Genomic DNA, 14,278 nt, shown 5'->3' with positions numbered 1-14,278 from the left:
CGGCAAAATAAGAAGGCAGAATCGGACAGATTTTCGCTGCACCAGACTCTACCTTCAAATTTGTGGTGACACTGTCCGCACTTTTAAACACGCACTATAAGGAATTAGCTGCTTTTTTGAATGTGTTCACGAATGTAAGGATTAATGATTTTAATAAACGTTCCTTTCATTCCAAGTGAACGGCTTTCAATCACGCCAGCACTTTGCAGCTTACGCAAAGCATTGACAAAGACCGAGCGAGTCAAATTGTCGCGGTCCGCAATTTGGCTTGCCACCACGATTCCTTCATCGTTTTCGATAACTTCAAAAATACGCTGAATAGCAATGGATTCCGAAAATGATAATGCATCAACAGCAAGACTAGCCATCATGCGCTGCTTCATTTGTTCTTGTTGCAACTCATGCTTTTGACGCAAGATCTCCATAGCGACAATTGTTGAACTGTATTCGATCAATACGAGATCGTCTTCGTTGAATTGGCGGTTTTCCCGTGCACAAACGAGTGTTCCGATCCGTCTGCCGCCACCGATAATCGGAGCAACTGTAATACACTTTTCCTGGAAAACTGCATTTTCTTCTGCGGAAAAAACCAGAAACGGGGACTTGTCTTCAAGATTTGCCGTCAAACGATTCAGATCGAGCAAAGCCTGATTAAATTTCTCGGGAAATTTTTTATCCACATTCATGATTTGTTCCCATTCCGCTGTCAATGCGTATTCGGCCATCCCATATCCAAGAATGTCTCCTAGTTCATCGACAACATACACGTTCGCTTGCAATACTTCACTAAGAATTTTTGATACTTCCACAAAATTTACCGACTCGGAAACGGTGTTTTGGACAAGGCGGTTAATCCGTTCCATTTTTTCTAAAAGCATTTTGTTCACCTCAAAATTTATATACAGATAGAATTTTCAAAAAATTGATCCCTAGGAATTATACAACGAATTATTATAATCGAAAAGCATTTTTTGTGCAAAAAATTAACGGAAATAAAACGATTCAAAAAAGTTTACAAAATAGACAAATACGTAAAATATACAATTTCAACAGTAAAAGTGCAATCATAAAGTGAAACTGGCATCAGATGGAGTTTTTGCTTCATCCGGGAGAATGTAGTTGCGGTTGGCGAGTAGCGATCAACGATCAACGATCAACGATCAGATACACAGGCCAACGACTGGCGGTCGATTGATGTTGCATCTGCTGTCAGGGAATGATGGACTATTCGCTATATGAAGTGAGAATCATGTTCAGGATCAAAATGTATCTCCTGATCGAGTTCTTCTGCTTTTTTCAGCACTTCTTTTCGGGTTATGAGTCCCTTTTCCACTAACACTTCTACAATTGCGGTGATCATCAGCGTATTTTTATAATCCACTTCCTTTAGATTTGCCAATTGACCAAAAAGATCTACTTCAAAAGGAAGATCGGAAAAACGATTTTTCATAGTGATTCTCCATTCTATCATGCAAATTTTGTTGATACTACAAATTTTATTGATACTATCGGAAAGTATATTGGTATTGTTAGAAAAGCTTGACGGAATCAAGTTTTCTTTAAAGGATGTTCAATAACCACTTTTTGAACTGCACCTTCAGGGAAATTTAAAAAAATTTTAAGAAAGCGTTAAAAGGATCACGCTGTCAAGAAGAATAAATATAAAATTGATTGCAAAACAGGATTTATAGCGAACTTTTTTTGAATAAAAATGGTCAGTAGGATAAGAATAACCGTTTTTACGCTGCTTTAGACGTGTGAGAATCGCAATGCGGCAGAATATCTGTGATTTTTATGGAAATTTTAAAAATTGGATGATTGTATCCATTGCCGTTTTAAAAAATTCTATTTAGATTCCATTTGAAGAAATCAATATTTGTTTCCAAAATTGCCATTGAGGGAATCACGGTGGTTACATTTTTTAACAATAACATTCATTATAGAGAACTTGTAAGTGATTTTTATGAATTTGTATAATATGTGTGAGGAAACGACCATTCTATGAGCAGATGATACATTTGCCATTATACTTCCTGGGAGGGGTTTTTATGGGTTTTTATAATCACGAATACGAAAGAGAACCACGGCGCCCGAACAAAATGAAGTGGGTCGGGATGATCGTTTTGTCAGCATTGGTTGGCTCCGCATCTACATTGGCTGCGGTTCCATTTTTATTGAAGTCGAATGTCATTGCAATGCCGCAAGCATCGATTGGAAATAATTTGACAAATACATCTGCGCCTGTCAGCAATGTTACCGTAAAAGTGAATGACGGTGTTGTCAGCGCAGTGAATAAAGTAAAGGCGGCCATTGTCGGGGTTGTCAATTACGGACGTGTAACAGATTTTTGGACACAAAATTCAAAAGTTCAGGAGCAAGGTGAAGGCTCCGGAATTATTTTTGATAAACAAGGGCATATCATTACAAATAATCATGTGGTGGAAGGGGCTACAAGCGTCGAGGTTTTGCTTCCTGACGGCAAAAAGGCCAAAGCGAAAGTCATCGGAACGGACCGATACAGCGATTTGGCAGTCTTGCAAATCCCTGCTTCTCTTGTAACAGGCGTTGCCACATTCGGAAATTCCGATTCGTTACAAGTAGGGGAGCCGGCGATTGCGATTGGGAACCCCCTCGGTCATGAATTTAATCAAACGGTGACGGAAGGGGTGATTAGTGCTCTATCCCGTACCATGCCTGTGAAAGATGAGAAAACGGGTCAAGTACTTGGACAGGAGACCGTTCTGCAGACGGATGCTGCGATTAACCCCGGAAATAGCGGTGGTGCGTTATGTAATATCGAAGGACAGGTGATCGGAATCAATAGCGCCAAGATTGCGAGTGCGGGCGTGGAAGGAATGGGGTTTGCGATCCCTATTAATGAAGCGCGTCCGATCATTGATGATATCATGAAATACGGACATGTGAATTATCCGGCACTGGGAATTGGCGTGCGGGATGTTTCACAAGTACCTACAGAATATCTTCCGCAGTTGCCAGTGGATTATGGTGTATTTGTGATTCAGGTACAATCGAAGGAAGCAAAAGCGTCAGGATTGCAGCGCGGAGATGTAATTGTGGCTTTGGACGGGGAAAAGATTACAGACTCATCCACTTTGCATACCGTTTTATTTAAACATAAAATCGGCGATACCGTTAAATTGACAGTCTATCGCGACGGTGAAAAGAAAGAAATATCCGTAAAGCTGATCTCTTTAAGCAGTTTGAATAAAACACAGCCACAAGGTTATTTTGGCGGACAAGGGAATGGCAATGTTGTACCGTAAAATCGGCAGCCAACAGATTCATAAATGAGAAATAAACAGGCGACAAGAAACTGAATAAAACAGAAACGTAATACAAACAAGAAAGTAAAATAAACAAGAATTGGACACGGATGTTGAATAGTACAGGCGAATCCCGTGTCTTTTTTGTACTTGCGAATGCAACGGGAATGAATGGATACGAATGATTACAAATGATTCCATTACAGATGATTACAGATGATTAGAAAGCGTATTTCTATTTTTCTCGGAGGTTATGATATAGTGAAATGATGGTAAAATGAATTGGTGGCATACTATGAAATGGTTAGGAAGGGTTAGAAAAGTGAAGTAAGCCTGAATCCGTGATAAGAGTCACCGAATGCAGGATGGCAGAGTATACATACAGATGCTTAAATAGTGCTGATTGCCTTGCTGATTGAGTTTTTTAAGGGATCGCGCTTTGCATGTTGTACTCATACCACCTCCAAGTTACTCTGGCTGGTTTAAGCACACCTTGAATTTCTTACGGATTGAAGGCAAGGGGGTTGAGGATTTTGAAAAATTCTGATCAAAGCATGAGTCATTTCAATGAGATAAGCATTGACAAAGAGAGTAACTTTATAAGGAAAATAACGAATGGACAAAACATAGAAGATTCCATGGATCAGGGAGAAATGATCGGTAGCAGCGGGGGGACTCCTATATATCGCAGACTGCATGAAAGTGGCCACGAGACTCCGGTTACAGTGGTATGCAGCAATCACCTGGAATTGGGCATTGAGGATTTTGTAAATGAATTGGAACAACCGCCTGATTTGTACCGATTGGATTCCGTTTCTTTTACTTCTTGGCAGCCGCCAGACACATGCAGATATTGTGCTGATCAGCCGGTGTTTTTGGTGGTTTGAAAATATTGAATCATTCCAGATGTCGAGCAGGATAGCGGAAGATACAACTACTAACTGGGCATTAAAATAGGGCAGAAATATTGCCTGGGCAATTTGTAATTTTAAAATAAGGTGAATAAATTTATTATGCAAATCGCAGTCATAGCAGTTGGCAAGCTAAAGGAGAAGTATTGGAAATCGGCATGGGATGAATACGCCAAACGCCTGCATTCCTATGCCAAACTTCAAATCATTGAAGTAGCAGATGAACCGGCCCCTGAACAACTGTCCGAAGCCCAAGCGGACCAAGTAAAAGCGAAAGAGGCTGAACGGATCTTGGCGCATGTAAAAGATCGAGATTATATCATTACACTTGAAATCAAAGGCAAATCATTCACATCGGAAAGTTTTGCCGATCATATGGATAAGATTGCACAACAAGGCCACGGACGCCTCGTGTTTATTATCGGTGGTTCACTTGGACTGCACGATTCCGTGACAAAGCGGTCCAACACCCCTTTGTCTTTTTCTGCATTTACATTTCCACACCAGTTGATGCGATGTATCTTGATTGAGCAAATCTATCGGGCGTTTCGGATTATGCGCGGTGAACCCTACCATAAGTAAGTGAGGTTTTTTGATGGTAAATTGTCATAATTTTGATTCTGAGCAATTTTTTGTTATGTGAGTTATAAGAAAAATTCCAAAAATATAGCGAATTGTAATATTATTATTAAAGGGGGGAATCTCTATGAAGTGCACAGTTACGGAATTAGAAATTGAGACTATTTATAGAAGAATAATTGAGAAAGATTTGAATTTAAGCCCTGAATTTCAGAGAGGTGAAGTTTGGACTGTAAACAAAAAAAAGAAATTAATTGATTCGATATTAAGAGGTTGGAGAATACCACCAATACATTTAATTGAAAATATTGATTTTATTGATGAAGTTCTTGATGGACAACAAAGATTGGTAGCTATAAGAGATTTTATTGAAAACCAATTCAGTATAGATGGTACATTAAAGCCAGTTGATAAAAATATATGTGATTTAGATAGATTGTATTATAAAGACCTAGATCTTAATATTCAAAGGAAATTCAAAAAATATAGTTTAACTATTATAAGATTAACCGAGTATTTACCTGAAGAACCTGCAGAATTATTTTATCGATTAAACCAACCCGCAACTTTAACTTCTGCGGAACAAAGAAATTCCTATATAGGTAATACTCGAAATCAAATTAAGGAACTTGTGAATCTTTTTGAAGAACTTGGAGCAAATAGAGAAACTATTGGATTCTCAAATTCAAGAATGGCCTATGATGATATAATTTCAAAGTTTTGCTACACACTTGAAGAGGGCAACTTAAAGAAAAAAATTACCTCTAATAATATTTCAGAAAAATATAGAAATAATGAGCCATTTGCTGAAGAAATTATTGATGAAGTCCAAAAAACACTAATCTTCTTTATAGAGAGTTCGAAATTAGGTCAAGATAAATTTATTTTTAATAAATTAAATATTAATAAAGCGACTTTATATAGTTGGTTAATTTTTACATATAGAAATAAAGAGAATATAAATAAAGATTTGATGGCAGAATTAATTTACACATTTGAATTTTCAAGGGAATATGTTAAAGGTAAAGTATCTGGAATAGTACTTGGTTTTGAAAAAATTATACCTTTGTTTCGAGACAATAATTATTTAAATCAGATGTTTTTAATATTTAATCAAAGAGCTAGTATGGGTAGTACTGATGCACTTTCAATTATTTATAGAGATATTATTTTAGAAATATATTTATTGGTATATTCATCTAATGAAAATTTTAATCCAACTCTATCAAAATATTTATCAAATAACATAGATAGTATGAGTCGTACACTTGAAATAATTACAAGTAATTTAAATTGGGGAGGAACTATTAAAAAATGATACGTTCAGCTAAAATCCCTGATATATGGAGAAAAATTGAAAGAAATAGCTATAAATACTATATAGAAAGTTTGAATTTAAATGGAATATTAGGGATTAATGAGCCAATAAATTTTAAAAAGGGGATTTTTGCAATTTGTGGTTTAAATGGTGTAGGAAAGTCTACAGTATTTACCGCTATTAAAGATATTTTAGGTATAAATATTAGGGAACAAGATAAAATAAAAATTCAAGGTATTGAAATTCAAGGCAATTTAAAAGAAGGTAATAAAGATATTCTTATAAAAAATGAAGATGGGTGTAGATTAATAGATGTAATTTCTGATGAAGTATTACTAGAAGAAATTGATTACATGAAACTTATTGAAATAAATAAATTTATAAGTCAACCAAATTTCAACGAGTTAATTGAGCAGTATGATGATAATATCTTCGATGAAAGCGACTTAAGACAATTAAATTATTTGGTGGGTAAAACTTATGATTCTGTCGTATTAAGAGAAATTGAGATAGAGGATAATGTAACTGTGCCTTATTTTCAGATCTTATGTAATGGTTTAGAATATGACAGTTTAAAAATGGGAACTGGAGAACATTTTCTGTTTTACGTGTATTGGTTATTTAAAAGAATTACCAAGAGCGGAATAATCTTAATTGAGGAACCTGAGGTGTTTATTAGTGTTAACTCACAAATAAATCTAATGAATTTTATTGCTGATAAGATGAATGAACATAGGTTTTCAGTAATATTGGTTACACATTCTCCATTTATACTACAAAATATTAGTCAGGATAGAATGGTCATTCTACAGAATTACTTAAATTCTGTAGATGTAGTTAATCCAGAATATAAGGAAGATATATTACAAGATTTAGGATTAGATATAAATAGAAAAGGTATTTTCATTTTTGAAGATGCTTTAGCTTTGGAATTCTTTAAGAGTATTTGTAAGAGACATGCACTATACTTTCTAAAATACTTCAGGTTGGAAAAAACTAGTGGATACTCAGATATAACAAAAATAATAAGTATTCCTAGATTAAAGCAAATGGATTATAAAATAATAGGAGTTTATGACGGTGATGTTAAAAATAGTGGGAAGATACAATTTAGCAATTTAAATTGGGGTTACGTTTTTTTGCCTGGAGAGATTAGTCTAGAAGAGCAGTTTCAAAAATTAACAAGAATCTACTTTAATGAGCTAAGTTTAAAATTAAGCCTTGGTGAGCATGAATTAAGAATACTATTAGCTAAAGTTCAAGGAATAGAATATCATGATTGGTTAATAGAACTTGCAAATAAAACGCATAAGGATTTCAGCACAGTAGTTGATATATTTTATGATTTATGGGAAAAAGAGAACTTAAATCAAATCGAAGAGTTTTTATCAGATTTGTCTGAGGCCATAAAAAAATAAACCTCACTTAGGTACAATACGGTGAACCGTATCACAAGTAACGGCGAATTTTTTTGCTGGGGAAGCGAGAGAAGGGCTTGAAACGGCTCGGTTGGCTGGGGCTTCCCTTTGAGCCACACAGAAGGAAAAAGTCCCGTCAAAAAGGCGATGGAGGGGCGGAGATATAGCATAAAACTACCTAGAGGCGATCAATTTCTTCTAACATGTTATCACTAGAAGGCCCTACGTGACAGGTAGAGCCAGAGTTTTTAATTCAATTTTTTATAGAAGAGTTACAATAAGGGTGTGCGAGTTGAGCATTATCAGCCGCATTAGTCCCCCCATCTTGGCGTCTTACCACATGGTCTATGGATATAGAGTTCTTGTGAAGATATCCTCCACACAGAGCGCACTTAGGGATTCCAGAAATCGCTTCGCGGATAAAAGCTGCAGATTTTGTTTCTCTTGAGAAATCTCCACCACTTGTGCCGTCAATAGTCGCAGCTATTTCTATTAAAGTAACTATAAACGAGCAAAAACGCTTACAAATTTATACAATAAAAAAGTATAGACTGCCGTTAGGCCAGTTTTAAATGTTGCAAAACGGTTTCAATAGGTACTTGATTCTTTGCAGATTCATAAATCCATTGGACGTAGTCCACTTTTACTTGCTTTCGTACCATTATAAGTCCATCGCCAAATTTTGAAGGCTGACCTAAACCGATCGTGCAATATAAATGTGTAAATGAAAGGAGTATCCAAAGTCGTTCGATTGCACGAATGGAACGAACTTGATATCCATCAAAACCTAGATTTTGTTTCGTTTGCCGAAAGAAAATCTCAATCGGCCAACGGTGACTATAATAATCAAGGATTGTTTGTGTCTCTAAGGATACATCTGTACACAGAAACGCATGTAATGCTTTTGGATTTTGAAACGCATCCAATGACCAGCAAAGGAGGACCACTGCATTCTCAATGCTATTTAAAGCTCCTTCATATCGATACACCCAATAGGCAGATCCGTTTACGGTCACGAGGCAAACGTCCTGTTTGGTCACATACGATGCGAAGGTGCTAATTGGAACTCGAATCCCTTTAGGATAGACAATGCGGTTTGTTTTGAGTGCACCAATCAGATGGTATCCTCGCTCTGCGTAAGCATTGATAAGTTTCGGGCATGTATACCATGAATCGACCAATGCATAACCGGAATGTGGTGGAATCGGCATGGATTTTGCCAAATCACAAGCATCATCCATTTTACTTTGGCTTGATTTATCATAACGGTGAATATCATGAATGAGAGAATGTTCTCCACATTGAACAATCGTAGCCTGAACTTGATGGCCCCAAACGGTTTTTCCTTTTAAGTGGGAATGATGATCGTCTGTTTGTTCGATTGGGTGTTTTGCCTGTGACGAAGGCTTTGTCTTCTTACTAACCGTATCATCATGAATCACAAAAATAGGCTGTTCGGTATGCTTGCCATGAGACAAAACAAAGGAAAGTGATTCTTTTTTTACAAGTCTTTGGATATACGATTCGTCCCAAACTCCATCCGAGAGAAAGTGTCCAATGGATGTTCGATGACAGGAACTCCATTCCGCTATATCTACCACTTTACCACGATACCCTTTCGCGGTAGCTGCAATAAAAAATTCTTGAATATGCCGCAAGGCAGGCTTTGAAACATATAAGGATAGCCTACGGCTTTTTAAGAAATTGATTATTGCTTCGTGCTCTGGTAGGATAGCTGTATAAGACATTGTTTCCTCCCACTATAAAGTAATGTTTTCTCCTGTTTTCTCGCTCATTCTTAGTTTTACAACTTTGACACCTTGAGGATATTGGATGAAAATTGAATTCAATACATTTTTTTCTGTAAGAGCCGGTGGCAGGAATAGGGCTTGAAAGTCTTGATTTCCAAACTGTGGATAAAATGGTATGATCGCACAGTGGATCTCCACGTTCTCCCTCGGGGTTTACCCTCCCATGTCACGCTGGGTCTATGCCCTTACATTCCTTCGTTCTACCTCTCAAGGGGTGGAGGCCGATTCTTGCTCCTCGACTGGGTCGTTGCCCTTATGGATAAAATCCTTCGGCTTCTCCGGTGCTTCCGTTGTCAAAGTTGTGCACATCTGAATAATCGAGTTTTCAGTTTGTTGATAATGTTGAATTTGTGAAATATCCAGTTGTGGATATTTCATTTATTAAAAACCAGATACTAAGCTGTTGATACGTGTTCTATTTTTTATTTTATGCTGCACTTTGTTGTAGCTGGGCTTGTCGGACTGGCCCCAGTACATCGTTTGCGTTATACTCTTTCTGCTTTGTCCCCAATGTATAAAGTACGCGAACCAGTTTTCCACATAAGGCGATGATCGACTGCTTCTTTTTTAACGGATTCTGACTACGTGTCGTGTAATACTTGTGCAGCTCTTTAAATTCTTCGTTTTTGGCCACCATCGGTAGCATGGCGCGAAACAAGATGCCTCTTAATCGAGAACGACCCCGCTTGCTGATCCCCGTTTTCCCCTTCCGTTTTCCAGAACTATTCTCAGTCAAATTCAGTCCAGCCAAGCGGATGATTTGCTGTCCGTGATCATAGTTGTTGAGATCGCCAACCTCCGCTAGGAAACCGGCGACGGTCAGAACACCAACCCCTGGGATGCTCAGCATCTGCCGAGTTCCGGGGATCTTCTCAAGAATCTGCAAGACTTGCGCCATAATGGTTTCTTCCTGCTTGCCATACAGATCGTACTGCTGCAGCAAGATAGTCAGCTCGATTCGAGCCGCTGCCAGTCCCTCGGTAAGCCCGATGGAAGCCGTTGCGGTCGCATAGAGCTGCTCCGCTCTCTTAATGCCCACCCCACGCTTGATTTCCGTCTTCCAATGTGAGAGAACGCCTCTGGCGCCTACGGAGACAATCTCCTCTGGAGTTGGAAACTGACGCATGGTCATGAGGGACGCTTTCCCTTCCCAGTCCTTAAATACCTGTGGATACTCTGGAAAGTAGCGGTCAAACCAGTTTGTGATCCGTGTTTTCACTTGAATCAAGCTCACCATGACCTTCTCGCGAAGATTCATCAGAATGCGTAATTCTGCGTATTCCTTGGTCGGTAAGTTAGGTTCTGAGTACTTTCCATTCCGAATGAGGTCGGCAATGACTTTTGCATCCTTGTAGTCGCTTTTGGTCTGTGAGTTGTCCTCGAGCTCCTTGCTCTTGTTCACATGATGCGGATTGACAACAACAACCTGAATGCCTTGCTCCTTCAAAAACGCCGCTAACGGGAACCAGTAGTGTCCAGTCGGTTCAATGCCGAATATAATGTCTGTTTTCTCATGAATTCGGCCAAGCTCCTTCATCCACGCTGCCAGCTTCGTCAGCCCTTCCTGGTCGTTGTGAAACACACAGTCCTTCCCAAGCTCAATTCCACGGAAATCCACAGCTCGAGCTACGTGTATCTTCTTTGCGATGTCAGCTCCAACCACCAATGTGTTCTCGGTAATTCTTGTAATCCGTTGATTCTGTTTCTGCTTCGTCTTATACTTCATGTGAGCGCCTCTTTTCGTATGTAGGTATTGTTCTGCGTCGAACGTTTCCTAGTATACAAGAGGTGCTTTTTTCGTTCAAAGCTTAAATTACTTCATTACAGGAATTGCTCCTGGTGTGATATTGTTATGGTGACTTATCTATACCATAGAAGGAAGCAAATGTCTCTATTTTTTATTTAATTGTAAGAAAAATGGAAGCTAATTTACTCATTTATAGTTCCTATTCTATTATTACATTTCGTAGAAGAACAGTCCCCATACATCGCTGGGCTATATGTAGCTTTCTTTAGCTGAGTATGCCTCTGCCCACACAAACTGATAGGGCATCATCATTCAACGATTAGTCAATTAGATTACAATATATTACCGATAATTGCAAAACCAACTCAAATAATCATCAATCAATTGATAATTCGGATCCGTTTTAGCTAAAACCAAAGGTTCTGCCACGGCAACAATCCTTTTACGCCTTCCCTCTTTAGCCGTACATAGTAACCCGTAAAAATCATCGATCATATCCTCCAATCCAATGACTTTTACCCGATGGCTAGTCGTTTCAAAAGGACCCGTCTCAAGGTCAAAAGTTGCTTCAAAAGGAAAATTTAAATTGTGCTTCAAGTAAAGTTGATATCTTTCCAAGTTGTCCATGCTAACTTCCGGAAGTCCGGCAGATATTTCCCCTGCCTGCTTCCTGTTGATATCGATACCCAAAATGTCGGCTACGCGTCTTTCCCATGGCTCCACCATTTTTCCCTCTCTCCATACATTTTCATTCCATCGCCTCATGTTTACCCTACGGAAGACATCTCTCTTCATTTACTCCTCTTCTGCCAAATCTGCATCGATCCCCATCTCCGCCAGCCATCTCTTCCCCCTACAGTCCGGGCATCTTTTTGGCAGAACAAACCCTCGGATAGCTGCAAAGTAATATCAAATCCACCTTAACTGCGTGAGAATTTGCCAAATCATCGTGAAAACCCCAGCCGATGCCGTGTGTATTTTCAACATGAAAACAGAAAGTAACTTGTTTGAAAACGCTTTTTCCATAGGTTTATCACGTCTTCCAAAGTGATCAAATCTATAAATTTTTTTCAAAAATTAAAAAGATACTTTGAGCCTCTTGTCAAAGGTTAAAGCACCACTATAACCAACGAGAGGAAGTATCCTAGCCCAACTTTCCTCACTTAATCGCGCGAAGCCTTGATCTGATTGTGTTTTTAAAATTTTGTCGGTCACTACAACCTTTTTGCTACCACCTTATGTTTACGTTTGAGCGGATCCTTAACATTGAGTAAACGATAGATTTCCTGATGAGCGCTCTCTGGCGTACTCGAAACCCGAATGTGGTGAATCTGGTCTTGATCATCTGTGATAATGATCGTACTGCGTTGATGAGTAGATAATGCTTTACACACCGTTGACCAGCGACGTTGATCGTCTTGTTCGATCAGTGTTTTCTCGATACAAATGAGCAGGTGATACGCAAGAACGGAAATAAACAGATGACCTTCCGTCCTGCGCTTTTGCTGATGATAAACTGGGCGCATGCCCAAATCCGTCTTAATCGAACGAAACGCCTCCTCAACTTGTGTGAGCGTTGTGTATAGACGCCAAATGTCTGTTGCCGCCAAGTCCCGATGACTCGTTTCGATCACGTAACAACCCGTCAGGGTATGGCGCTTCGCGCGGCTTTCTTTCATGGAGTAGGTGACAGTTGTTACCTTCTTCCGTGAATCATCCAGTTGCAATACGATGTCATAGTGAGAAGCGATGCTTGGATACCGTTCTTTCAGTCGGCTTACTCGCTCACCGACCTTTTCGGCAAGCTGAATATTCCCTTTTGCGACAGAAGCCTGTAAGCGGCCAAGATCCTGCAGAAAGCGCTCTTCTTTAAGCGCATCTATTGCTTGTTCTTTCTGTTCGCGTCCTGTACTCAAGCAGAGTACTCTCGATCCATTTTCCCACGGAAGCTTTTTGACATACACCGTACCAGAGGTACTATCATGGCAAATGGGTTCGAACGTAGTTTTAACCTGCTCGAACTCCTGAACATACTCCTTCTCGACAGCTCTACGCTCGACAACCAGATACGGATATCCGCAGGATTTGAGCAACTGGATAGTTTCTTTGGTGGCAATCCCACGATCCATGACGATCGTAGGCTGCTCCTGCGCAAACAGATGCGGCTCTTCCGGTATGTGAAAGTGCTCCAGAATTTCCGGCAATGTTTGCGGTTCAGACTGGTTGCCCCCATAAATACGGCTGAAGATTGGAAAACCGCGTTGATCCACCACGAGCGCTAGCGTCACCAGTGGTCGGTCGGCACGTTGTTCTTTAGACTTGCCCCGTTTGGCCAGCGTATTGTTCTTGCACTGGCCCCCGAAATAGGTGTTGGTCAAATCGTACAAAAACAACGTCGTCTGGCTCGGAAATAAAAGGGCTTCCTGATTTCTGAGCGCCTTCTCTATCCTGTCCTTTTGCGCAAGCAGAATATCTGCAATCTCGTATACGGCATTTTTGCAGATGTTAGAGAGATCGACAGGCAGCAGCTCCACTAAGGCAGTTTGGTTACGAAGCCAGTTCCAAGATGCAAGATCACTGGAAGGTGCCACGAGTCGGCCGATGACCACGGCTTGAGCCAAGGCTTGCTGTTTCGCAGAAAGTCCGCAATCCTGAAGGATTTGATTCAGTTCAAGACGCTCCCAAAAGGCATGCGCCACCAGTTCTGGGCCTAGCGAGCGGTGCTCAGAAGATGAGACACTTTGCAGATCCACCGTCACTAACTCGCGTTGCTCGTGCCGTTGTTGCTTTTCTTGCGCCTTCGTTTGAACGAAATGGTAATGTTTCATCGCCGTATCGGCGGCTTCGACAATAGTGGCGTCTGCAGCGAAGAGAGACTCCTGCCCAGCTAAACGAGACTCCAACTCAGCAGCCAGTTTACGCCAATAAGATTTTGGAAGCGTAAGCGTGCCCAATTCCATAATAACCCGCTGACGCGGCCCTTTGTCAGTACGGTAGGACTCGACCAATTGATGTTTAATATAGGTGGTATTCGATTTTTTATGTTTGGTAGATGTTTGTCGTATGAACATATCTATAAGTATAGCAAAAAAGGAAAACAAAGTAAATTATTTATTTATATATCAGGTCACTACATTTACGTTTTTGAATAATGGACCCAGTAAAATCAAGGGTTTTCGGCAATAAAAAAGCGGTTTTTACTTCAAATCG

General features: G+C 39.7%; 12 protein-coding genes. 5 read left to right on the top strand and 7 right to left on the bottom strand.

The features are described 5' to 3' along the window. Window positions 1-104 precede the first annotated feature (104 nt). Window positions 105-878, bottom strand: coding sequence for a GTP-sensing pleiotropic transcriptional regulator CodY (gene codY, locus LSG31_RS05550; protein ID WP_347438398.1), 774 nt, complete (start codon window positions 876-878; stop codon window positions 105-107). 353 nt (window positions 879-1,231) lie between these two features. Then, the gene (locus LSG31_RS05545) at window positions 1,232-1,450 is read right to left on the bottom strand and encodes a hypothetical protein (protein WP_347438397.1); all 219 of its coding nucleotides are present in this window, start codon (window positions 1,448-1,450) and stop codon (window positions 1,232-1,234) included. Between the two features lie 598 nt (window positions 1,451-2,048). Here LSG31_RS05545 and LSG31_RS05540 point away from each other — a divergent pair. From LSG31_RS05540 to LSG31_RS05520, 5 genes are all read left to right on the top strand, one after another. Beyond that, a complete protein-coding gene (locus tag LSG31_RS05540) occupies window positions 2,049-3,284 on the top strand; it encodes a S1C family serine protease (RefSeq protein WP_347438396.1) in 1,236 nt (411 codons plus the stop codon). A 533-nt stretch (window positions 3,285-3,817) separates the two neighbouring features. After that, on the top strand, window positions 3,818-4,171 hold the full coding sequence (locus LSG31_RS05535; RefSeq protein WP_347438395.1) for a CxxH/CxxC protein: 354 nt from the start codon (window positions 3,818-3,820) through the stop codon (window positions 4,169-4,171). Between the two features lie 126 nt (window positions 4,172-4,297). Beyond that, complete coding sequence (rlmH, locus tag LSG31_RS05530) at window positions 4,298-4,777, top strand: 23S rRNA (pseudouridine(1915)-N(3))-methyltransferase RlmH (protein WP_347438394.1); 480 nt, start codon at window positions 4,298-4,300, stop codon at window positions 4,775-4,777. 124 nt (window positions 4,778-4,901) lie between these two features. Further along, on the top strand, window positions 4,902-6,092 hold the full coding sequence (locus LSG31_RS05525) for a DUF262 domain-containing protein (RefSeq protein ID WP_347438393.1): 1,191 nt from the start codon (window positions 4,902-4,904) through the stop codon (window positions 6,090-6,092). Continuing rightward, window positions 6,089-7,510, top strand: a complete 1,422-nt coding sequence (locus LSG31_RS05520; RefSeq protein WP_347438392.1) for an ATP-dependent nuclease — start codon at window positions 6,089-6,091, stop codon at window positions 7,508-7,510. Before LSG31_RS05525 ends, LSG31_RS05520 begins: the two co-directional genes overlap by 4 nt. A gap of 253 nt (window positions 7,511-7,763) precedes the next feature. On the opposite strand, the gene LSG31_RS23285 is transcribed toward LSG31_RS05520, so the two are convergent. The 5 genes from LSG31_RS23285 to LSG31_RS05500 form a co-directional block, all read right to left on the bottom strand. After that, a complete protein-coding gene (locus tag LSG31_RS23285) occupies window positions 7,764-7,895 on the bottom strand; it encodes an HNH endonuclease (RefSeq protein WP_430734266.1) in 132 nt (43 codons plus the stop codon). Window positions 7,896-8,067: 172 nt separating this feature from the next. Then, window positions 8,068-9,258, bottom strand: a complete 1,191-nt coding sequence (locus LSG31_RS05515) for an IS701 family transposase (protein WP_347438391.1) — start codon at window positions 9,256-9,258, stop codon at window positions 8,068-8,070. Between the two features lie 490 nt (window positions 9,259-9,748). After that, window positions 9,749-11,047: an IS110 family RNA-guided transposase gene (locus tag LSG31_RS05510; RefSeq protein ID WP_347436551.1), complete on the bottom strand. Its 1,299-nt coding sequence runs from the start codon at window positions 11,045-11,047 to the stop codon at window positions 9,749-9,751. Between the two features lie 363 nt (window positions 11,048-11,410). Continuing rightward, window positions 11,411-11,794: a calcium-binding protein gene (locus LSG31_RS05505; protein ID WP_347438390.1), complete on the bottom strand. Its 384-nt coding sequence runs from the start codon at window positions 11,792-11,794 to the stop codon at window positions 11,411-11,413. A 488-nt stretch (window positions 11,795-12,282) separates the two neighbouring features. Further along, on the bottom strand, window positions 12,283-14,139 hold the full coding sequence (locus LSG31_RS05500; RefSeq protein ID WP_430734246.1) for an IS1634 family transposase: 1,857 nt from the start codon (window positions 14,137-14,139) through the stop codon (window positions 12,283-12,285). Window positions 14,140-14,278 lie beyond the last annotated feature (139 nt).

Source organism: Fodinisporobacter ferrooxydans (genome assembly GCF_022818495.1).
Lineage (GTDB): Bacteria > Bacillota > Bacilli > Tumebacillales > MYW30-H2 > Fodinisporobacter > Fodinisporobacter ferrooxydans.
The sequence above is the reverse complement of the archived record's forward strand: the minus strand, read 5'-3'. Positions and strand labels throughout refer to the sequence as shown.